The sequence below is a fragment of the Bradyrhizobium sp. USDA 4510 genome, from assembly GCF_054059095.1.
In genome coordinates this window covers 6,459,252-6,481,116 of record NZ_JBSSBT010000001.1, presented here as the reverse complement: position 1 = coordinate 6,481,116, position 21,865 = coordinate 6,459,252, and the positions used below count along the sequence as shown (strand labels likewise).

The following is a 21,865-nucleotide window of genomic DNA, read 5'->3' as shown; positions in this document are numbered from 1 at the left end:
GAATCGATTGATGACAACAGGAACGGCGGCGGCCCTTGCGGCAGCCGGGAGGATTTGATGGACGTTGACAAGCCGCTCGCTGGTATCACCGTGATTGAACTCGGACACAGCGTGGCCGCCCCCTATGCCGGATTGATTCTGGCCGATCTCGGCGCCCGTGTGATCAAGGTCGAAAATCCCAAAAGCGGCGATTATGCGCGTGGCTGGGGGCCGCCGTTCTGGAACGGAACGGCAAGTGTGTTCCATAGTCTCAATCGCGGCAAGGAAGGCATCACCGTCGATTTCGGCGCAGCGGAGGATTGCGAGAGGCTGAAGTCGCTGATCCTGAACGAGGCCGATGCCGTCATCCAGAATCTGCGGCCCGGCATTCTGGACAAGTTTGGTCTCACCGCGGATGCGCTCAGCGCCGCGAAGCCATCGCTGATCTGGTGCGACATCGGCGCGTTCGGCGCCAAGGGGCCGCTCGCCAGCAAGCCCGGCTACGATCCGCTCGCACAGGCCAGCACCGGCATCATGAGCGTCACCGGCGAGGGCGGCCGGCCGCCGGTGCGTGTCGGCGTCTCGCTGGTCGACATGGGCTCCGGCATGTGGGCAGTGATCGGCATGCTCGCCGCGTTGGTGGCGCGCAACAAGGGCGGTCAGGGCCGCAGCGTTGCGACCTCGCTTTACGAGACCGGGCTCGCGTGGATGACCGTTCCGCTGGCCGGCTATGCGGCGTCAGGTGAGGTGCGCAAGCCCTATGGATCGGGCACCGCGGAAATCGCGCCCTATCAGGCATTCGAGGCGTCCGACGGATGGCTGATGATTGCCGCCGGCAACGACAATCTGTTCCGCAAGCTGTGCGTGGCGTTGAGCCTCGAGGCGCTTGCGCATGATCCTGACTTCGCGACCAACGCGGCAAGGGTCGTCAACCGCGAACGACTGATCCCCCAAATCGCGGCCGCGGTGCGTAAGTATACGGCCGATGCGCTCGGCGGCATTCTCGACGGCGCCGGGGTTCCCAATGCACCGCTGCTGACCACCGACCAGGTTGCGGAGCATCCACAAACCCGCGCCCTCGACATGATGGTGCGTTGTGCTGGCGACGATATCGATCTTGTCGGCGTTCCGCTTGCCTTCGACGGTACGCGACCACGCGCGCGCACCGCTGCGCCGGCGCTCGGCCAGCACAATGCCATTCTTCGAAAGCCTGCGAGCAAGGGAGCCATCAATGCGAACTGATTTCCAGACCATCAAGGTCGAACGGCGTGATGGCGATATCCTGCTGGTGACGTTGCACCGGCCGGAAGCGTCCAATGCGATGAACACCCAGATGGGCCTTGATCTGGTGGAACTGTTCGAGGGCTTCTCGACCGACATCGAGGGGTTGCGCGCGGTGATCCTGACCGGACACGGCGACAAGGCGTTCTGCGCCGGGGGCGATCTGAAGCAGCGCAACGGCATGACGGACGAGGCCTGGCAGGCACAGCATCTGGTCTTCGAGCGCATGCTGCGCGCTCTGCTGGGCTGTCCGATTCCCGTGATCGGCGCGATCAACGGTGCGGCCTATGGCGGCGGCTGCGAGATCGCGGCGGCGCTCGACTTCGTCTACGCCTCGACCAATGCGCGCTTCGCGCTGACCGAAGTGACGCTCGGCATCATGCCAGGTGGCGGCGGCACGCAGAATCTGCCGCGCGCCGTCGGCGAGCGCCGCGCCAAGGAATTGATCCTGTCCGGCCAGCCGTTCTCGGCTGCCGAGGCCGAGCAGTGGGGACTGGTCAATCGGGTGCTGCCGCCAGGGGAATTGCTGGAGGCGACCTTCGCCATCGCCCATCGCATCGCTGCCAATGGCCCGATCTCGGTGCGCCAGGCCAAGCAGGCGATCCATCGCGGTTTGCAGATGTCGCTCGCCGATGGCCTCGCCTTCGAGATCGAGGCCTACAACCGTCTGGTCCCGACGGCGGACCGGCGCGAAGGCGTGCTGGCGTTCAACGAGCGCCGCAAACCCAACTTTCAAGGCAAGTAGAAGGAGGCGCGAAATGCGTGAGAAAGCTCATGTTCGCGAGGTCGGACCCCGCGACGGCATTCAGATGGTCAAAACGATCTTGCCGAGCGCGCGCAAGCTGGCCTGGTGCCGTGGCGCGGTGGAGGCCGGAATCCGCGAGATCGAGGTGACCTCATTCGTGCCGGCCAAGGTGATCCCGCAATTTGCCGACGCGGAGGAGGTGGCCCGCGGCGCGCTGACAATGCCGGGCTTGCGGCCCTCGGTTCTGGTTCCGAATCTGAAGGGGGCCGAGCGCGCCTTCGCGCTCGGTGTGCCAATCGTCAACTACGTGCTGTCGGCGAGCGAGGAGCACAACCAGGCCAATGTTCGCCGCAGCACAGAAGAGTCGCTGCAGGACTTCGCGCGCATCGCCGCGGAGCGCGATCAGCGCCCCGGAGCACGAATCGGACTTGGTGCGGGCATCGCGACCGCGTTCGGCTGCACCATCTCGGGGACGGTATCGGAGGCACGAGTGGTCGAGATCGCGGTGCGACTCGCCGGGATGGGCGCCGACGAGATCATCGTCGCCGATACGGTCGGCTATGGCGATCCGGGTCAGGTCCGCCGCCTGATGGGCGCGGTGATCGCCGCGGTGCGTCCACTGCCGGTCGCCTGCCACTTCCACGACACGCGCGGTCTCGGTCTCGCCAATGTGACGGCGGCACTGGATGCGGGTGTACGCGCCTTCGACGCATCCCTCGCCGGACTCGGCGGCTGTCCGTTCGCACCCGGCGCCACCGGCAACATCGACACCGAGGATACCGTCTTCCTGCTCGAGCAACTCGGTTTCGATACCGGCGCCGATGTCGAGCGGCTGGTCGCCTTGCGACGCGAGGTCGAGAGCTGGCTGCCCGGCGAACGGTGCTCCGGCGCGATCGCCCGCGCCGGCCTGCCCAAAACGTTCCGCGTGTCGGCCAGCGCCGCCGCCTGAAAGGATATGACATGAACTATCACGACGCCGCCCAAACCGCCGACATGGAGGTCACCGTCACGTTGGGCGAGGATTTCTCCGACCTGCGCAACACGGTGCGGCAGATCTGCAAGGGCTTTCCGGGCGAATACTGGCGCAAGCTCGACGATCAAAGCGCCTATCCGACCGAATTCGTCGCGGCGTTGACGGAGGCGGGATTCCTCGGCGCGCTGATCCCGGAGGAATATGGCGGTTCGGGCCTGCCGCTGCGTGCGGCGGCAGTGATCCTCGAAGAGATCAATGCGAACGGCTGCAGCGCCAGTCCCGCGCATGCCCAGATGTACATCATGGGTACGTTGCTTCGTCACGGCAACGAGACCCAGAAGCGGACCTACCTGCCGGAAATCGCGGCGGGACGGCTGCGGCTGCAGGCCTTTGGCGTAACCGAGCCCAATACCGGCTCCGATACCACCCAGCTCAAGACCCGCGCCGAGCGTCAGGGGGACGTCTATGTCGTCAACGGCCAGAAGGTCTGGACGTCGCGGGCGCTGCACTCCGACCTGATGCTGCTGCTGGCGCGCACCAGTCCGGTCGATCAGGTGAAGCGGCGCACCGACGGACTTTCGGTGTTCCTCGTCGACTTGCGTGAGGCCAAGGGCAACGGCGTCGAAATCCGCCCGATCAAGGCGATGGTCAATCACAATGCGACAGAGGTGTTCATCGAGAACCTGAAAGTGCCGGTCGCCAATCTCATCGGGGAGGAAGGCAAGGGCTTTCGCTACATCCTCGACGGCATGAACGCCGAACGAATCCTGGTCGCCTCCGAATGTGTGGGCGACGGACGCTGGCTTCTCGGCAAGGGCGTCGCTTATGCCAATGAGCGGCGCGTCTTCGGACGATCGATCGGCCAGAATCAAGGCATCCAGTTTCCGCTGGCGCGCGCCTACGCCGAACTCGAAGCCGCCGACATGATGTGCCGCCGCGCCGCCGCGCTGTTCCAGGCCGGGCAGCCCTGCGGAGCAGACGCCAATATCGCCAAGCTGCTGGCGTCGGAGGCCACCTGGAAGGCTGCCGATACGACATTCCAGACCCATGGCGGCTTCGCCTTTGCGCAGGAATACGACGTCGAGCGCAAGTGGCGTGAGGTCCGTCTTTACCAGACAGCCCCGATCTCGACCAACATGGTGCTGGCCTTTGTGGCGCAGCACGTGCTCGGTCTTCCGCGTTCCTACTGAGGAGACGACCCATGCTGGATATCACGCGTCAGACGGCCAATTTTGTAGCCGGCCTCAAGCTGTCCGATCTGTCCGGCCGCTGCCGCGAGGCGGCGCGGACCGGCATCATCGACTGCGTCGGCGTCATGATCGCTGGCGCCGCCGAGCAGCCGGTGCGGATCGTGTCGGCGATGGTGGCCGCGTCCACGCAGAACGACGGCGCGCCCGAGGTTCCGTCGGGCCGCAATCTCGCGGCGCCGGATGCTGCGCTCGTCAACGGCGTCGCGGCGCATGTGCTCGACTATGACGACGTGGCGCTGGCCGGACATCCGAGCACGGTGCTGGTGCCGGCCATCCTGGCCGAAGGCTGGTCGCTCGACTCCAGCGGTGCCGACGCGCTCGCCGCCTATGCCGCGGGCTACGAAGTCTGGGCGCAGGTCATTGCGCTGGAGCCCGGTCACCTCCATGAGCGCGGCTTTCACCCGACGGCCGTGATGGGCGCGCTCGCCACCGCGGCCGCCTGTGCGCGGCTGCGCAATCTCGACTCCACGAAGACCGCGCATGCCATCGCGATCGCCGCCTCGCTCGCCTCCGGACTGGTCGCCAATTTCGGCACCATGACCAAATCGCTGCATGCCGGCCGCACCGCTCAATCCGGCGTGCTTGCCGCGCGCCTCGCCGATCAGGGATTTACCGCATCGCTGGACGTGCTCGAGCACCAAACCGGCTTCCTGCGCGCCCATTCGCCATCGGGCACGCCGGATATCGAAAACGGGACGATCGATATAGGCCGCAACTGGCGGCTGGCCGATCTCGGCATCAATGTGAAGCGCTATCCGACCTGCTATGCGACCCATCGTTCGATCGACGCGATGATTGGCCTGGTGAATGCGCACAAGCTCAAACCCGACGACGTGAAGGAAATTCGGGTCCACACCGGCGTCACCCAAAGGCTGATGTTGCGCAACACCAATCCGCAGACCGGTCTCGAGGCCAAGTTCAGCATGGAATTCGCGATGACCGCCGCGCTGATCGCCGGCCGTGTCGGGCTGTCCGAGCTCACCGATGAGTTCGTCTCGCGGCCCGACGTCGGCGCTACCTTCGCCAAGGTTCGCTGCACGACGACGGACGAGATCATGCCGGGCGACCAGCCGTTCGCGCCGGCCGACCGCGTCAGCGTCGTGTTGACGTCGGGCGAAGTGCTTGAGCACGCGCCGGTGGTTCATGCCAAGGGCAGCTGGCAGCGCCCGCTTTTGCGCGACGAACTGCAGGATAAGTTCATGGACTGCGCGACCCGGGTGTTCAAGCAAGGCCAGGCCGCAGCACTGTTCGAGCAGCTCTGGAATATCGAGGACCTCGGGTCGATCCGTTCGCTGCGCCTGACCAACGATCGGGGCGACGCATGAGCGCGGCAATGCCTGGGAAGAGATCGACGCCGCGGATCTGGCACCAGTCGGTCAACGAGCTCGATCATCTCGAAGTCTACAAGCGCGCGCTCGAGGCCCATGCGGCGGAAATCCTTGGCGACGACGCCGAGGTCGTCGTCCACGGGCTTCCGTCCGGATCATACGCCGGCGCTTCGGCCACTGCGGTGCTCGGCAATGCATTCGCCTATCACCGCATTCTCAGCCGGGTGATCGACAATGCGATCGCGGCCGAGCGGCAGGGTTATGATGCCTTCGTGATCGGCTCGTTCAGCGAGCCGTTTCTGCGCGAGATCCGCTCCGCGGTGGATATTCCCGTCGCCTCGCTGACCGAGAGTGGTCTTCTGGTCGGCTGCTCGCTCGGCAGCTATGTGGCATTGATCTCCAATGCGCCGGCGGTGCAGTGGATGACGAAGGTGGCGGTCGACAAGCACAAGCTCGCCGCGCGTGTGCTGGAGGTCGCGGCGATGGATCCGCCGCTCGACGAGCCGCAGCTGGCGCGTGCTTACGCCGACCCGGCTCCGGTCATCGCAAATTTCACCGCCGCGGCCGAGCGCCTGGTGGCGCGCGGCGCTGACGTCATCATTCCGGCGGAAGGCGTGCTGGCGGAACTCTTGGTTCGTCACGGCGTCCACCGCATCGCCGGTGCTCCTGTGATGGACGTGTTTGCCGTCACCTGGGCCTACGCGCTGATGCAGATCAGGCTCTGGTCGAAGGCGCAACTTGGCGTGGGCCGGAGCTGGCACCACAGGCGCGACGATGCAGCGATCGTTGCAAGATTTTGGCAAGGGGACGCACAATGAGCACTTCACCCTCAACGCAAGTCGCAGGAGTCTATCACCGCAGGCTTGGCGACGCGCTGGTCACCGGCCTCAGCGACGGTTACGTCGACATGGGATACACGATCTTTCGCAATATGCCCGAGGAGGAAACCAAGGCCATTCTGGCGCGCGATCACCGCACCTCGCCGCCGCGCATCTCGGTCAACGCCTTTGCCGTGCGCATGGACAACCGGACCTACCTGATCGACTGCGGATCAGCGGATCTGATGGGGCCGACCTGCGGTCGCCTGCCGGCAAATCTCGCTGCCGCCGGCATCGATCCGGCCTCGGTCGACGCGGTGCTGCTGACCCATGTCCATCCCGACCATTCCAACGGGCTGACAGATGCCGCAACCGGAACGCGGCTGTTTCCCAATGCGGAAGTCATCGTCCATGAGAACGAGATCAATCACTGGTTCAACGACGAGGCGATGGCCAAGGCGGCCGAGCGGCCCCGGCGCCGCTATTTCGAGGCCGGCCGCACCCAGCTGAAGCCCTATATGGCTGCCGATCGCGTCAAGACATTCCGGAAGGGCGAGGTGCTCCCGGGCGTCACGGCGATCCCGATCCACGGTCATACCCCCGGCCACGCCGCCTATGTCGTATCGCGCGGCCGCGAATCAATGGTGGTTTGGGGAGACACGGTCCATGTGCCGGAGATCCAGGTTGCACGTCCGGAAGTGACAATGGAATTCGACACCGACCCCGAGGCCGCCGCGGCCGCTCGTCAGATGATGTTCGACGTGGTGGTCACTGACGACATGCTGGTCGGCGGCATGCATCTGCATTTCCCCGGGTTCGGACATATGCGGCGCGAGACAGGCCGATACAGCCTGGTGGCGGAGCAGTGGGCGTTCGAAGTATGAGCCGCAATATCGTCGAAGCCGACGCCATCTGATCGTTCCGGAACAAGGACGGGAGGCCAGGCCGTTTGGATCACGGTGGAGAAATGCACAAATCATTTGCCTTCGGCCGGCGGATAGCACCTGCGGCCGAATTGGCTTCCGCGTATTGTGCAGGGGATTGAGGTCTCAGCCCCGGTGATGGTGATGGCAGAACAGCAAACGGCAGGTCGCGGAAGCAAATTGACGATCCGCGACGTGGCGACCGCAGCGGGCGTTTCGACCGGCACGGTGTCGCGGGTGCTCAATGCCAATGCCACCGTCCATCCCGACATCCGCCGGAAGGTCCAGCGCGCAATCGATGATCTGGGCTATACGCCGAACGCGGTTGCTCAGAGCATGCGCATCCGGTCGACCCACACGATCGGCTGCATCTTGCGTGAGATCAACATTCCGCAACTCGCCGGCTTCGTCAAAGCCGCGCACGACGTGCTGGACGAGGTCGGATTCTCGCTGCTCATCTCCAACTCGGAAGGCCGCAAGGAGCGTGAGCGAGAGCTGCTCAGCCGGCTGTCGCGGCGGCAGGCCGACGGCGTGATGATGGGGCCGTACACGCCGATCGCCGGTGAGTTCGAGGCCTTCCTGCGCGATCTCGATATTCCGATCGTGCTGATCGATCGTGATCAGCCGGATTGGACTGATGCCGTTATGGCCGATCACGCCGAAGGGATGCGCGTCGCGGTCAGTCATTTGCTCGATCTTGGTCATCGGCGCGTGGCGCTGATCACCGGCGACGCCGGGCTCTATCCGGCGCGCGAACGCGTTCGCGGCTATCAGGAGGCTTTTGCCGCGCGAAATCTCGAGCCCGATCCCTCGCTCGTTCACGCCGGGAGCTTCCTGCCCGGCGCTGGATTTCGTATCACCTCGGCATTGCTCGGCCAGCGCAACCCTCCGACCGCGATCATTTCCGGCGGCATCGACATGCTGTCTGGCGTGCTGCGCGCGGTGCGCGGGCGAGGCCTGCGGATACCTGAGGACGTGTCGCTGATCGCGTCAGGCCATTCCGAGCTCGCCGAGCTCGTCTCGCCGGCCGTCGCCATCATCGGCTGGGATCAGGCGGAGGTCGGCCGGATTGCGGCTGGCATGCTGCTCGATCGCATCCGAAACGACGGTCCGCACGAGCCGCGGCGCGTGCTCGTGCCCAACGAGTTCATCCCGCGCGCGTCGCTGGGGCCCCCAAGACGTACCTGAAGACTTGCCGTCCATGGCACGAACGGACGGCCATAGCATGCAAGGAGACAATTCCATGAGTGGTGAAATGATCAACGGCAAAGAAGACGAGCGGCCGATGCTGTTCAAGCCACTCACGATTCGAGGCCTTACGCTGAAGAACCGCCTCGTCGTGCCGCCGATGGTCCATTACAGCTGCGAACCGGGAAATACCTGCGGAGCGTTTCATCTCGTACACCTTGGTCGCTATGCGCTCGGTGGATTTGGGCTCGTCTTCGTCGAAGTGACGGCGGTGGAGGAAGTCGGACTCACCAACGAAAACGATCTCGGCATCTGGAATGACGAGCAGGCCGAGAGCTTCAAGCCGCTGGTCGCCTTCATGAAGCGTCAGGGGACGGCGATCGGCATTCAGATCGGCCACGGCGGCCGCAAGTCGTCGGCACAGTCCGCCATGCAAGGCATGGGGCCGCTGACCGAAGAGAATCTGAAAGCCGGCGCCAGGATCTGGCAACCGGTAGGCCCGACCGCCGAACCGGTCGCCAAGGGCTGGCTGACGCCACGGCAATTGACCACCGCCGAGTGCAAGGCCATGGTCGGCACCTGGGCAGCCGCTGCAAGGCGGGCGGTTGCCGCCGGGTTCGACACCATCGAGATCCACACCGCGCACGGCTATCTGCTGGCCTCGTTCCTGTCGCCGGTCTCCAACACACGTAATGACGAGTATGGCGGCGACCGCGCCGGGCGCATGCGTCTGCCGCTCGAGATCGTCGAGGCGGTGCGCCGCGAAATGCCGGCGGACATGCCGCTGTTCGTGCGCGTCTCGTCCGTCGACGGCACTGTCGAGGGCTGGAACATGGATGATACGGTCGCCTTCGCGCGCGAGCTGAAGACGCGCGGCGTCGACGTCGTCGACTGTTCCTCCGGCGGAATCTCCGGCGCGGCTACGGCAGCGCAAGTGCCGCGCAGCCTCGGCTTCCAGGTTCCTTTCGCCGAGCGCGTGCGCAAGGAGGCGGATGTCACCACCATGGCCGTCGGCATCATTCTCGAGGCGCAGCAGGCCGAGGCCATCCTTCAGAAAGGCCAAGCCGACCTCATTGCCGTCGGGCGGCAATCGCAGTTCAATCCCAACATCGCACACCACTGGGCGCACGATCTCGGCATCAACAGCCGTTTCGAAGATTGGTCGCCCGAGTTCGGCTGGTGGCTCGAGAAGCGGATCAAGACTCTCCAGGGCTTTGCCACGCCGACGGGCGTCGTTACGCGTCACTCCTGACCGGCGTCACACACATCGCTCGCAGCCGGTGAACGGAACGCCGTCCACGGCATCGCTACTATCTTTGAGGATCCGCGGTGCCGCGCGACGGGTATCGCAGCGCGGGTCCAGCAGCGCGTTTCAGGTTCGCTGCTGAACCTGCGCCGAGTAGATATCGGCGAAGCGGTCGCACGACAGGTTCTTCTGCATCCTCCCCATCGTGTTGCGTGGAAGTAACTCGACAAAGACGATCGAACCGACTTCTCGCTTTCAGCCGGATCCCGACAAGCGGCGGAATCATGTCGTGGAGGTCCGGATTTTTACGGACTGAGCGTTAACGCTATCGCACGAGCACTAAGGCGGGGGTCTTGTCAGGACGCGATTTGGCCAATTTAATCGAGAGATTGCAGTACGTTATTCTTATTGTAGAGCGCATTTCCGATGAAAGCCATCGAGCAGATTGTTGCCGGCTACGTTTCGTTGAAGGATCGCCAAGCCCTGGAAAAGCTGAGGCACCATCGACAGCAATTGCTGGATGATGTTCAGATGCACACCATTCCAGGGTTCAAGCCGTCGATCGTGAGCGATATCCTCCGCGAGGAGATCGAGGTCATCGAAGGCGCGCTAGCGCGCGTAGATGAGGATCGATCATTGCCATGAGCAAAACCTTCGACGAGATCGAGACACTGAAACCAATGGCCTGCAGTGCCATCACCGATCCCAGTCTGAGGATGATATACGAAGCTATCCGCGGCGCGCTCGAGGCCGACGATGAATTCGAGGCAAGCGGCAAAGATCCCAAATTCCGAGTCCGATCGACGGCCGAATGGAAGCGGCATGCCCGCGATCTTGAGGCGGAGATGTTGAAGCGAGGGCTCGAGTTCGACGTTATCGATTGGACGAATGGTCAGAGTGAGCGGCGATACAGCCGGTGAAGGCACTCGCTGTTCATGCGTAAACGCCGTTGCGATGGCACCAACGGACAAACGTGTAGATGGACCAAACCCGCGACCAGTACATGCCGGGCGCTCCGTCGAGAAAGGCTCGCCAAAGTCGCTCAACCGCGTCGGGATTCAGGCCGGTAGGCGCGATCGCCTGCGGATCGCGCATGGTTCGATCCATGGCGTCCTTCAATCCGCGGCGAATCCACCGGTCAAAGGGCATGACGAAGCCAGTCTTTGGGCGCTCGAAGAGCGCAGGATCGAGACCGCGCAATCCGATCCGCCGAAGCATATCTTTGCGCCCCAAGGGCTGATATCGCGCTTGGTCCGACAGGGCGTCGACGCTTTCAAACAATACGTGGTCGACCAGCGGAACGCGCTGCTCGAGCGAGCTGGCCATGCTTGCTGCATCATTGTCGCGCAGGAGGCGTTCACCCAAAAAGAGACGTTGTTCCATCACGCTAATAGCGGAAACAGGGGTGCGGCCGGCCGTTTCGGCCGTCAGCCGCCGGCGCATCGCGTCGGGAAGGCCTTCCATGAGCGAGCCCGCGAAATCCGGTGCAAGCAATTCACCCTGAAATCCAGGCAGGAAGAGCGCGTAGGCCATCTGGTATAACGCCAAAAGATCCTCGCTACGATCGACCATATCCGGAAGCTTCGCCCAGCGCGTTTGAGGCGGCACGGGATGCGAGGATCGTCGCAGGGGCCAAGTCAACAAAGCTGCAGCCTTGGCTTGCCATTTTCTGGGAAATGCGCGGCCCCGATGACACCACTGCTGCAAGATCGGAAGATCGCGGTACGTCGGATACCCGCCGAACAGCTCGTCACCCCCGGTTCCTGACAGCGCGACGGTAAAGCCTGCTTCGCGAATGGCCCGGGAGATGAAATAGGCGTTCAGTCCATCGAAGGTTGGCTGGTCGAGACTATCGAGGGCGTCGTCCAGACTGTCGACGAACCGCTGCTCGGACAACACTACTTCATGATGCTGAGTGCCGATTGCCGCAGCGGTCTGCCTTGCGAACGGCGCTTCGTTGAACTGCTGGTCCTCGAACGCGAGCGTGAAAGTATGAACCGGGGCGTCAGCGGTCAGTTGCGCGAGATTTGCCATCGCGGAGGAATCGATGCCGCCCGACAGGAAAACCGCGAGCGGCACATCACTGGCGAGGTGAAGCTTCATCCCTTCGTCGAGGATCGAGGCAAGCGCCGCTTCGTCCATTGTCGGTTTTGGCGCCTCTCCGGGAATGCGCCAGAAATCGTGCTCGCTTATTTTGCGGCCTGTCCCGTCAAACTCAGCGTAGTGACCCGGCGCAAGAAGTTCAACACCCTGAACGGCGGTGCAGGGGCCGACAACAAACCCGTTCCATACGTTGCTCGCAACCGCCTGCGGATCAAGACGCGGCGTTCCGAGCAAGCCTGAGGCCAGCAATGCACGCAATTCGGATGCAAATATCAGCGACCACGTCGTGTTCGGATTGCTGGACTGCGCGATATAGAGCGGCTTGATGCCGAGCTGGTCGCGCGCAAGCAGAAGTCGTCGCTGTTGCGGATCCCAGCTTGCGAATGCGAACATGCCGCGCAGCCATCCGACTGCCTCCAGGCCATGCAGCCCGAGTGCCCGCAGCATGACGGCGGTGTCGCCGCTGGACCGAAAAGACTGCCCTTCGCTCTCGAGGCGTTTGCGCAGGGCGACATAGTTGTAGATTTCGCCGTTGAACGAAATCACGTGCCCGGTTGTATCGTCCACCATCGGTTGGGCGCCGGCGGATGACAGATCGAGGATCGAGAGGCGGCGGTGATCGAGCATGACACCCCAGCCGCGGGCATCCGGCGTCGAAGCCCACGAGCCATGGCCGTCCGGCCCGCGATGGATCATGGCCTTGCTCATCCGAGCGAGCGCGGCCCGGTTGTTTTCGTCAAGCCGGCCGATGATACCCGAGATACCGCACATTCAATCGTCGCCTTCGCGGCTTGAGCTTGAGCTGGCCCGCACGAGGTAACGTTGCGGAGAACCTACCAAGACTGCTTCGGCAATGCTTTTACGTCGAAAATCCAAGCGGATAAATGGACACGCCGCCTTTCTATCATTGTTTCGTTAAGAGGAACGAGGCAACTATTAACGCAAGGCTTCGGCTTAAGCATTGAGTAAGCCGAGCTATGTGAATGTGGGCCTCAGCGAGCATCTCAGTACCTGTCGACGTCGGCAGGCAGGTTTGGATCGATGCACTCAGACCGCCTAAATATTCTCTTCGTGTCACAAATGCCTGCGAGCCCGCCGCGGATCGGCGCGCAGGCACGTATGCACGGTTTGATGACGGAATTGGCTCAGCGCCATGACCTGACGGCAGTCATGCTCGTGGATGACGAGCACGACATCGAGGAATGCCGAACTGCCATGCAGGCCTACTGCCGCAAGGTGGTACTCGTGCGTAACCCGTTCGGTCGCGATGGGATGCCGAAGCGCCTGCTTCAACTCCGCTCCCTGGTATCGCCCCTCAGCTTCGAGCGTTTGCGAATCACGGCTGACGTCGTGCGTCAGACGCTGGATGACTTGCTTGGGTCGACGCGCTTCGACGTGGTTAATCTCGAGTTCACGTTCCTTGGTCACTACGAACTGCGCAAGGCGCCGGCAGGAGAGAAGCTTCCGGTATTGGTCGTGGATTCTCACAATATCGACTACGACCTTGCCCGACAGTACGCCCAAAGCGGCGACAGCTTGTTTCGTCGCCTTTATTCCGAAGTCAATTGGCGCAAGCTTCGGAAGGAGGAGCTCGGGACCTATCGTGACGCGGATGGCGTCTATCTGTGCAGCGCTGCTGACGAACGACGGCTGCTTGAAGAAGTGCCGGAAGCCAGGACTACTGTCATTCCCAATGCCGCGGATATCGAGTTCTATCGCCCGCGTGCCGACGATCCGAAGCCCGACGGGCGCACTGTCGTGTTCTTTGGCCTTTTGTCATATGCACCGAATGTCGACGGTGTCATCCACTTCATCAATGATATATGGCCGCGCATCGCGGCCAGCCATCCGGATGCGCGTTGCAAGATCATTGGCGGGTCGCCGCCCTCCGCCTTGTTGGCGCTGGCGGGTCCGCGAATCGAGTTCACCGGCTTCGTGCCGGATCTGAGACCGCATCTTGCCGAGGCGGCGGTCGTCGTCGTCCCTCTGCGATTGGGAGGCGGGACACGGCTCAAGATTGTCGAGGCTATGGCGATGGGCAAGGCAATCGTCTCGACAACCCTGGGCGCCGAGGGGATCGAGGCCGTGCCGGATCGTAACATCATGATCGCGGACGATGTCGAGAGCTTTGCCGCCCGTGTCAGCGGCTTGCTGGGCTATGCCGATCGCGCTGCGGATCTCGGACGTTCCGCGAGGCATTTGGCCGAAAGCAAGTATGCCTGGAGTTCAGCAGCTCGCGCTCTCGAGGGCTTTTACCGTACGAGGCTCGCCATCAGTTGCGGTACGGATGGGAAGGCGCCAACGCTTCGCCAGCAGCAACGGCGCGCCGAGCGTTGAAGAACCGCTTCAGGTCCAGGAAACGCTTTTCGACGAATTCATAGCTCAGATAAGCGATCAGCAGCGAGACGAGTGCTCCCGCTGTCGCCTGTATTGCCACGGCTGCGCTGTGAGAGCCGAGCCATTCGCCGAGTGCCAGTTCGGTTCGGTGAGTCACGAGATAGTACGATATAAAGTGATGGTAGACGTACAGGCCGTAGCTATAGGTCCCGAGAAACATCAGCGGTCGGCTGCAGAAAAGGCGCGATACCAAGGAACGCTTTGGCGCAACAAGCGCCCAGATGAGGAGACAAGCCAACAGCACGGTGATGATGGAAGACCGAACCGGAAGGACGAAAGCGTTACCTTGGTCGGTCACCAGGCGCGTCCAGATGAAAGTCAGGGACAGCAAGCCAAATGCAGTGGACGCAACGTATGGAAGGGCGCCTACAAGTCGCTGAAGTCCGCCCGGTTGTCGGACCACCACGGCGAGGAAGGCGCCAAGGGCCAGACCGTCCAGGCGAAACGGTGTCAACACGTAGGTTGTCCACCAGCTAAGTCCGGCCAAGGAGCCGCCCAGGCGAGCGAGCATCGCAGCGACCGATAGGCCGAGGCTGACCGCAATCAACTTTCTCGGTTGCTTCGCGACCAGATATACGACGAGCGGCCAGAAGAAATAGAAATGTTCTTCGATGCAAAGCGACCAGAGATGCTCCAGATATGAGAATGACCAGTCACCGTTCCATGCGATGTAGACGTTGACTCCGTACAGCCAGGCCCAGGTCTGACGATCTATCAGATAGTCGAGGGTCGGACCACGCAGCGGGCTCAAAAGCGGAGCGACGAAGAAGACAAGCGCAAGCACGCCATAATAGAGCGGAAAAATCCGCAGCACGCGCCGTATATAGAAATTGCGAAAGAAGTTCGGCTCCTCCCTTGAATCATAGAGGATGCCGGTGATGAGAAAGCCGGACAGGACGAAGAACAACTCGACGCCGTAGGAGCCGTAGTTGGTGATTCCGACGACGATCTTCTCGACAGCGTTGGTGGGCAACGTATTGCCGACGAAGTGCAGCAGCATCACCATGACGATGGCAAGTCCCCGCACGCCGTCGAGCGCAGGAATGTGTCCGTGAAGGCGGGGCCACCGGTCGCGGACTGCTGCCTCGGCGGATTCGGTTGCCGGCAGCATACCTGCCGCGCGAGCCGATTCCGCCAGGCCAATTGTCGTCATCGGGACGACGTAACGATGGTTGTCGCGCCAGAGATGCTGCCGTTGGCGAGTCCCTTCAGCGTGTAGGCATCGATCCCGGCGACGATTGGATCGCTCACTGTGCCGATGATCATCCGCAGGTAAGTCATGAACTTTGTCGCTTCGACAGAATTTGCGTTGGACGCGAAGATGACATCTTTATTCCGCATCTCGAATTCTGTCGCGATGAAGTAGCCGCCGGGATCTCTCAAATCGAGAATATAGATAACCGGGACAAGGGGTCCGCTATAGCGAGTGCAGTCGACGCCGAGCTGCTTGGCAACTTCGCGTGGCTCCCCGCGGTAAATAAACACGGACCCAGGGTCGGCGTGATCATCCTTGAGGCCGCCCGCTTTCGCCATGGCCTCGGCCAGTGTCAGGCGCCAGGCTCCAAACGAGAACTGCCCCTGTTGCCCGGAGGCGCCCATCGCGAGGAAGGTTTGCGGCTGCGTGAATACGTAGACCGTATCTTGGGGGCGAACGAAGATGTTGTTTGCCGGTTGGCTGAGCAGCGATCCGAACGGTGCGGTACCCTGCCGGCCGTCGCGTTCGAGGGTCACCCAGGTATCGAAGCCGGGATTCTTGGGGCCGCCCGCACGCGTGATGATGTCGAGCAGCCGCTCGCCGCTGGCGCTTGCGGGCAAGCGTGCAGGCGTTCCGACCTCGCCCAATACGCTGATGGACGTTGCCTTCTGATCCACCAGCGCAACCACTGCCTGTGGTTCGATCGCACGGTCCTGCAGGGACTTCACGATCGCATTCTGGACTTCCTCCGGCGTCCGGCCCGCAGCGCGGATCGAGCCACCATACGGAACCGTGATGTTGCCTTTGTAGTTCACGGCCTGATTGGGCAACGTGACGTAATTTCCCTGACGTGTGCCGGCTTCGGTTGGAGTAAACAGGCCACCGGCCATCGATTCGAACAGCGTCACGCTGACCGTGTCGCCGATGCCAAAACGAATCTCGGGCGGACCGCGGCGATCCGTGAAAACGCGGTCGATCCGCCTGGAGTTGCGCACCAGGACCCTCTCGGTGTCAGCCGTCAGGCGCACCAGAGCATAGTGCACGCTTTCAGGGTCGGTCTGCCCCGCGCGGACATACGAGCTTGCCGGTCCCGAGGTCGGCATGGTCGAGCAGCCAGCGAGCGCGATTGTCGCTGTGATGGCCAGGGCGCCCAATAGGCGGCCACCACCGAGACGCGAGGAATTGCCAGCCGAATGCGCCGGCGTCACTTCGCGAGTGGTCAGGCGCGGCGTTCGTTGACTACTCTTGCCTGCACTTCTCGGCACGACATTGGACCCTGGTTAACGAAGATTAGCGAACGGAGTCTTGGTAAACGCCGGTCTCTTCTTCGCGCTTGCTTGCGCGCCGCTTGCGGTCGTCGCCGTCCGGCATCGACCGCCGCACCGCCGGACACAGGCTCGGAAGAAATTTGCGCGAGTAAACATGTGCTTACGCGGCATCCACAATTTCCCGGAATATCAATCGACCAGGCGAAACAGCCCGCCCTGTGCGCCACGCTAGGGGACAAGCGTTAACGAAGCGTTCACTATAAAAATTCAGGAAAGATTGACTTATCGTTGGTGTTCGGAGCCGTGTCTGAGTACGTGTTGGCGCCAGCACCATTGAGAGGCTGATCGTATCGCTGCGTGGCCCCACGATCGGGCAAGGCGGGCGAGTAACGATCAGCGTGCTGCCTTGGCGACTGGAGTTGACGGGCACCGAGCATGCACGAAGCCGTATTGCGTTCTCAGCGACCAGGCTTGGCGGCCCCGTCCGATCGGGTAATCGATAGATACGCAATCATCCCGCTGCTGGCTTGTGTCTACGCCACGATTGCTTTTCCCCTGATCCTCGTGACCTGTAGTCCGACGGACTCGGCTTGTCTTTTGGAAGCTCGACCAGAGAGCAAAATCTTTTGGCCGATCCTGTCCGCAGTCGCGCTCGTCGTTGCGCTGCGCAATCGGTCGCGACTCCGCTTTCCGCCGATCCTGATCATACTGTTTGCCTATCTTGCGCTGGCGGGGGCGAGCGTTGCCTGGGCATTCAAGCCGGAGGCTTCGGGGATCAGGTTTGCGCAGCAGGCCATGATCATTGCCTCGATCGCGCTCCCGGCGATCGTTGCAACTCGATCGACCGACCTGCTGCGCGGCTTGTTCTGGTGCTTCTTTATCGCTTCCGTGCTGAATCTGCTGTTCGTCATGGGCCGGCCGCCGATCGATGTGAAATTCGCCACATGGGGCTATCCGGGCTATTTCTCGGGCAAGAACTATCTAGGCGAATGCGCTGCCGTTGCATTCCTGCTTGCGCTACATGAACTGCTTCATCCCGGACGGCGACGGATTCTCGGCATCGTTACCGCGCTGATGTCTGTTGCGCTGCTGCTGCTGAGCAATTCAAAGACGGCACTTGCACTTGCGGTGCTTGTCCCGGCGTTCGCCTGGACCTTGCTCAAGCTTTCCAGGGCTACCCGCGTTCCGGTGTGGGTGATTGTCGTATCGATACCGATTTGCTGGATGGTCTTTTCGTTCGTCACCGGCTTCAGCATGAATCGCGTGTCGTACATGCTGTATGGCGATTCGAGCTTCACGGGCCGTACCATCATTTGGGATTTTGCAAATATGCAAATCGCAAAGAAGCCGCTGCTGGGCTGGGGTTATCAGTCGTTCTGGCTGGTTGGGCCCGACGCGCCGAGCATCGTGGAAGCGCCGGGCTGGGTCAAGGAGATGCCCAACGCCCACAATGGGTATGAAGACACGTTGCTTGAACTAGGCTATGCGGGATTTTTCCTGCTTGTCGCGTTCATCCTTGCGACGATACACGGCATTGGTCGCCTGGCGCGTTTTGATCTTTCGCGGGCATGGATCCTGCTGTCGATCGTTCTCTACGTTGCCATTACCAACGGTCTCGAGAGCACGTGGATGCGTGGCTTCGAAATGCTGTGGGTCGTGTTCGTTATAGCCGCGGTTGAAGCTGCCAGATATTGGGGACAGGCGCGTCCCGCGGCCAGCTTGCGGATAGCCAGGCGTCCAGCAATGCGGCGCACCCACGGATCGCGGTTCAGGCCGCCGTCCACTGCCGTCAACGTCGTGAGGTCACGCTAGCAGGCGCGAAGCCGGTCGGTTCGGCGCTGCAAGTCAGAGGATGCATGTTCAACCGGAAGGTCATCGCGACGCGGCGCAACCCTGATCACGAGACGCTGCGAGCCGCCCCGCGGCGGCGACCTTGGCGATGTTTGGCTGCAACGATGATCTTCGTTGCATGCTCAAGCCATTCGTCCGCATTTGCTCTCGATTCGATGGAGATACTGCCCTCAGATCGCGCGACCACCTGGCAACCCGGCCTGATGGCCGAGGGTAGTATACCCTCTCGAAAAACCATCTGCGCGACGCTGTCGCCTCGTGGCGGCACACTCGATGACGCTGCGGTAATCCAGGGCGCAATCAACGCATGTCCGGTAGGGCAGGTCGTGCAACTGTCCGCGGGACGGTTTCTGATCAATGGCGGCAATTTCCTGCTGCTCAACAAGGCAATCACGCTGCGCGGCTCCGGTCCGGGCCGGACGATGCTCGAAAAGCAGGATGGCGCGAAACCTTTTAATGACGCAGTCGGTGCCAAGCCGTCTCCGCTGGTCGTGGTGGGACCGTCGCTTTTCTCCAGCACGAGCGATACGGTCAATGCCGTGCGATCGGCGAACCTTCGGAATGATGCAATAAAGGGCGAAAAAACCGTCGAGGTCGACGATGCTGCAGGCTTCGTGCCTGGACAGATCGTGCTGCTCGACGAGGCGTCGGCCGCTGATTGGCGTGTCGACCCGCAGGGGCGAGGGCAGATCTGGGCGTCGGAAGATTTCAGGGTTGTCTGGCAAAAGCACAAACCTGCAATTCAGTTTGTCGACGACTTTGCACCCGATGCGTTTCCGTCGACGTCACAGAGCGCTGGATCGTGGTTCGGAAGACCTGATCGGCCTGTTGCCGAGATCAAGGAGATCAGCGCCGTCTCCGGTTCCAGGATCACCTTCACGACCCCAATTCACATCAGCTATCGGAAGGCAAACGCAGCTCAACTGTCACGGTTCGCGCAGCCGCATGTGAAGCACGCGGGCATCGAAGATCTGGCGCTCAAGGGGGGCGACGCGGGCAATCTTCGCTTCAATTGGGCTGCTTCTTCGTGGGCGAAGAATGTCGACAATTCGGTCTGGCACGGCGAAGGCTTTGCAATTCACAGCTCCTTCCGGGTCGAACTGCGCGAGTTCTACGTGCACGACGCGGCCTGGGCTCAACCCGGCGGAGGCGGATATGCCATTAGCCTTTCCGCCGGATCGTCGGAAGTTCTGATCGAGAATGGAATTGCCGTGAGGGCCAACAAGCTGGTGGTGGCGCGTTCCGCCGGGGCCGGTTCGGTGGTCGGTTACAACTACATGGACATGGGCTACATCAATACCAATGGAGCCTGGATCGAGACCGGGCTCAACGCCAGCCACATGGTGGGCGCCCATCACGTCTTGTTCGAGGGCAACTATGCTCAGAACGCCGACAGCGACGACACTCACGGCAACAGCATCTATCACACGTTTTTCCGCAACTATCTGCGCGGCGTCCGGGCAGCGTTCGACAATCAGGCTGGCGGGACGATCGATGATGTGTCGCAGCCCCGCAATGGGCCGCGTCGCGCCGCTGGTCTGATGGCGTATTCCTACTGGATGTCTTTCATAGGAAACGTGCTCGGGGTTCCCGGTCAGATGGACGGCTGGTCGTATGATACTCGTTTTACCGACGCAAAGCCCGGCGTCTGGATGCTCGGCTGGGACGCCGTGAAGCCATATCCGACGGACGCAAAGGTTGCGACGTCCACGATTCGATATGGCAATTTTGATTACCTCACCAACAAAACGCACTGGGATTCCGGAAGCGAGGATCGCGCCTTGCCTGCTTCCATGTACCTCACAAGCCGCCCCCCGTTCTTCGACGCCGGGCGCGGATACGAGTGGCCTTGGGTGGACCCGGTCGGAGAGACGAAGCTTCATGTGCTTCCGGCCAAAGCGCGCTATGACGCCGGCACGCCGTTCGTGCAGCCAAATTTGGATGGATCGGCACGCAAAAATTCGCAGTGAGCACACGCCTCGAGGGCAATGATTAAATATGTTTTGAACAGGCGCGGTATTGCGTCAATGCGTCACCTGACCGACGCCGAGCTCGGAGGCTAACTAGGCGAGCGCCCCGATTTAAATGCTGCAGACGTCGTTAACTACAATAGAAGCTAAGGCCTTCTGATCCGCGCGGACCTTGGGCATTTCTGCACGTTTTGGTTTAATCAGATTGCCGATTCGCTATCCGGTTAGTCTCCGGAAGAGGAATTTGATGCGCAAATCGGTCTTTCACGAGGATTGGTGGCTGGATGCGCTGGCTCCCGGTGGCTGGCGCGAAGTCACTTGTTCGCGTGGCGGGCGCGTCGTGGGTTCTCTGCGGTTCGTCACGCGTACTGAAGGCGGGATGAACATATGTGAGATGCCTCAGATCACGCGCTTTCTCGGACCGACGGTCACGCTGCAGTCCGGCAAGACGGAAGCGCGCATGCGGTTGGCGCATGCGGTCATCACTGACCTGCTCAAACAGGTCGCGGATTTCGATCACGTCGAGATGACGCTCGATACCGGGTTCAGCGATGTGGCCGCGTTCCTCGCGTGCGGCTACGAGGTGCGCGCGCATCCGACTTTCATGCTGAAATGCACGATCCCCCGAGACGAGCTCTGGTCGGGATTGCGCGACAAGACAAAGAACGTGATACGACGCGCGCAGGAACGGCTCGCCATTCGCGAAGTCACGTCCCCAAAATACTTCGTGAAGTATTACCAGGCCAACCTGGAGGGCGCGAAATCGTATTTCGACCTCTCGCGATTGGAAGCTGTCTATGCCGCCGCGAGCGAGCGACAGCAATGCAAGATCCTCGCGGCGGTGGACTCGAACAACAACGTCCACGCCCAGGTCTTCTTCGTCTGGGACCACAAGTTCGTGCACTATTTCCTGTCATCGCGGGACAGGAGCATTGCGCATCCAGGCGCAGTAAGTCTGCTCCTCTGGAGTGGCATCGAGCTGGCGCACGAGCGGGGCCTTCATTTCGATTTCGATGGCGGAATCGAAAACGAGGCGCGATACAAATTCGTTGTGGCGTTCGGCGGAGAACTGGCCAATCGCTTCGACGTCAGCCGCTCCACCACACGTTACCGGCTTCACCGGCAACTACGCAGAGTTCCCCAAGCGCTGCTGCGGCGTCTCTCGCCTGGCGCCGCTACCGGCGACGTCAACGATCATGGGGTACGGCTCAACCATTTTCCGTCGTCCTGAGCGGATCGTTCCCGCAATTTCAGGCGCGCCATTAACTAAGGTTTTACAAACACGTGCATCAGCGGGCGATTTTGAAATAAGTAGGCGAGATAGAAACAGAATAAATTTGGAGGCGTTTA

The 21,865-nt window shown here is 61.9% G+C and carries 18 protein-coding genes; 15 read left to right on the top strand and 3 right to left on the bottom strand.

The window, feature by feature from the left end:
• The first annotated feature begins 57 nt into the window (after window positions 1-57).
• From ACVMDN_RS30150 to ACVMDN_RS30100, 11 genes are all read left to right on the top strand, one after another.
• A complete protein-coding gene (locus ACVMDN_RS30150) occupies window positions 58-1,221 on the top strand; it encodes a CaiB/BaiF CoA transferase family protein (RefSeq protein ID WP_057017380.1) in 1,164 nt (387 codons plus the stop codon).
• Window positions 1,211-2,005 (top strand): enoyl-CoA hydratase/isomerase family protein, encoded by a 795-nt coding sequence (locus ACVMDN_RS30145; RefSeq protein ID WP_057017381.1) that lies wholly within the window; start codon window positions 1,211-1,213, stop codon window positions 2,003-2,005. The genes ACVMDN_RS30150 and ACVMDN_RS30145 overlap by 11 nt, the downstream gene beginning before the upstream one ends.
• Before the next feature lie 13 nt (window positions 2,006-2,018).
• Entirely contained in the window at window positions 2,019-2,954 is a 936-nt protein-coding gene (locus tag ACVMDN_RS30140) for a hydroxymethylglutaryl-CoA lyase (RefSeq protein ID WP_253638760.1), read from the top strand.
• 11 nt (window positions 2,955-2,965) lie between these two features.
• The gene (locus ACVMDN_RS30135; protein ID WP_375162579.1) at window positions 2,966-4,168 is read left to right on the top strand and encodes an acyl-CoA dehydrogenase family protein; all 1,203 of its coding nucleotides are present in this window, start codon (window positions 2,966-2,968) and stop codon (window positions 4,166-4,168) included.
• An 11-nt stretch (window positions 4,169-4,179) separates the two neighbouring features.
• Window positions 4,180-5,553: an MmgE/PrpD family protein gene (locus tag ACVMDN_RS30130; RefSeq protein WP_229188879.1), complete on the top strand. Its 1,374-nt coding sequence runs from the start codon at window positions 4,180-4,182 to the stop codon at window positions 5,551-5,553.
• 8 nt (window positions 5,554-5,561) lie between these two features.
• On the top strand, window positions 5,562-6,374 hold the full coding sequence (locus tag ACVMDN_RS30125) for an aspartate/glutamate racemase family protein (RefSeq protein WP_253638761.1): 813 nt from the start codon (window positions 5,562-5,564) through the stop codon (window positions 6,372-6,374).
• Window positions 6,371-7,258: an MBL fold metallo-hydrolase gene (locus ACVMDN_RS30120; RefSeq protein WP_253638762.1), complete on the top strand. Its 888-nt coding sequence runs from the start codon at window positions 6,371-6,373 to the stop codon at window positions 7,256-7,258. Before ACVMDN_RS30125 ends, ACVMDN_RS30120 begins: the two co-directional genes overlap by 4 nt.
• 219 nt (window positions 7,259-7,477) lie before the next feature.
• Window positions 7,478-8,485, top strand: a complete 1,008-nt coding sequence (locus tag ACVMDN_RS30115) for a LacI family DNA-binding transcriptional regulator (RefSeq protein WP_233475241.1) — start codon at window positions 7,478-7,480, stop codon at window positions 8,483-8,485.
• The gene (locus ACVMDN_RS30110; protein WP_253638763.1) at window positions 8,367-9,737 is read left to right on the top strand and encodes an NADH:flavin oxidoreductase/NADH oxidase; all 1,371 of its coding nucleotides are present in this window, start codon (window positions 8,367-8,369) and stop codon (window positions 9,735-9,737) included. The genes ACVMDN_RS30115 and ACVMDN_RS30110 overlap by 119 nt, the downstream gene beginning before the upstream one ends.
• A 420-nt stretch (window positions 9,738-10,157) precedes the next feature.
• A complete protein-coding gene (locus ACVMDN_RS30105; protein WP_076826890.1) occupies window positions 10,158-10,376 on the top strand; it encodes a hypothetical protein in 219 nt (72 codons plus the stop codon).
• Window positions 10,373-10,651, top strand: coding sequence for a hypothetical protein (locus tag ACVMDN_RS30100; protein WP_456782533.1), 279 nt, complete (start codon window positions 10,373-10,375; stop codon window positions 10,649-10,651). Before ACVMDN_RS30105 ends, ACVMDN_RS30100 begins: the two co-directional genes overlap by 4 nt.
• A 13-nt stretch (window positions 10,652-10,664) precedes the next feature.
• Here ACVMDN_RS30100 and asnB read toward each other — a convergent pair whose 3' ends face one another.
• Window positions 10,665-12,605 carry an asparagine synthase (glutamine-hydrolyzing) gene (asnB, locus tag ACVMDN_RS30095; RefSeq protein ID WP_057017388.1) on the bottom strand — a complete coding sequence of 647 codons (1,941 nt, stop codon included), beginning with the start codon at window positions 12,603-12,605 and terminating at the stop codon, window positions 10,665-10,667.
• Between the two features lie 270 nt (window positions 12,606-12,875).
• Between asnB and ACVMDN_RS30090 the strand changes: the two genes are divergently transcribed.
• Window positions 12,876-14,171 (top strand): glycosyltransferase family 4 protein, encoded by a 1,296-nt coding sequence (locus ACVMDN_RS30090; RefSeq protein WP_456834793.1) that lies wholly within the window; start codon window positions 12,876-12,878, stop codon window positions 14,169-14,171.
• Here ACVMDN_RS30090 and ACVMDN_RS30085 read toward each other — a convergent pair.
• Together ACVMDN_RS30085 and ACVMDN_RS30080 are read right to left on the bottom strand one after the other, a co-directional pair.
• A complete protein-coding gene (locus ACVMDN_RS30085) occupies window positions 14,107-15,384 on the bottom strand; it encodes an acyltransferase family protein (RefSeq protein ID WP_456814878.1) in 1,278 nt (425 codons plus the stop codon). The genes ACVMDN_RS30090 and ACVMDN_RS30085 overlap by 65 nt on opposite strands.
• Complete coding sequence (locus ACVMDN_RS30080; RefSeq protein ID WP_057017391.1) at window positions 15,381-16,580, bottom strand: polysaccharide biosynthesis/export family protein; 1,200 nt, start codon at window positions 16,578-16,580, stop codon at window positions 15,381-15,383. The genes ACVMDN_RS30085 and ACVMDN_RS30080 overlap by 4 nt, the downstream gene beginning before the upstream one ends.
• A gap of 549 nt (window positions 16,581-17,129) precedes the next feature.
• On the opposite strand from ACVMDN_RS30080, the gene ACVMDN_RS30075 reads away from it, so the two are divergent.
• The 3 genes from ACVMDN_RS30075 (at window position 17,130) to ACVMDN_RS30065 (ending at window position 21,746) form a co-directional block, all read left to right on the top strand.
• Complete coding sequence (locus ACVMDN_RS30075; protein WP_456834794.1) at window positions 17,130-18,506, top strand: O-antigen ligase family protein; 1,377 nt, start codon at window positions 17,130-17,132, stop codon at window positions 18,504-18,506.
• Between the two features lie 44 nt (window positions 18,507-18,550).
• Window positions 18,551-20,515 (top strand): hypothetical protein, encoded by a 1,965-nt coding sequence (locus tag ACVMDN_RS30070; RefSeq protein ID WP_456814875.1) that lies wholly within the window; start codon window positions 18,551-18,553, stop codon window positions 20,513-20,515.
• Window positions 20,516-20,762: 247 nt separating this feature from the next.
• Window positions 20,763-21,746 carry a GNAT family N-acetyltransferase gene (locus tag ACVMDN_RS30065; protein ID WP_233475248.1) on the top strand — a complete coding sequence of 328 codons (984 nt, stop codon included), beginning with the start codon at window positions 20,763-20,765 and terminating at the stop codon, window positions 21,744-21,746.
• The last annotated feature ends 119 nt before the right edge of the window (window positions 21,747-21,865 follow it).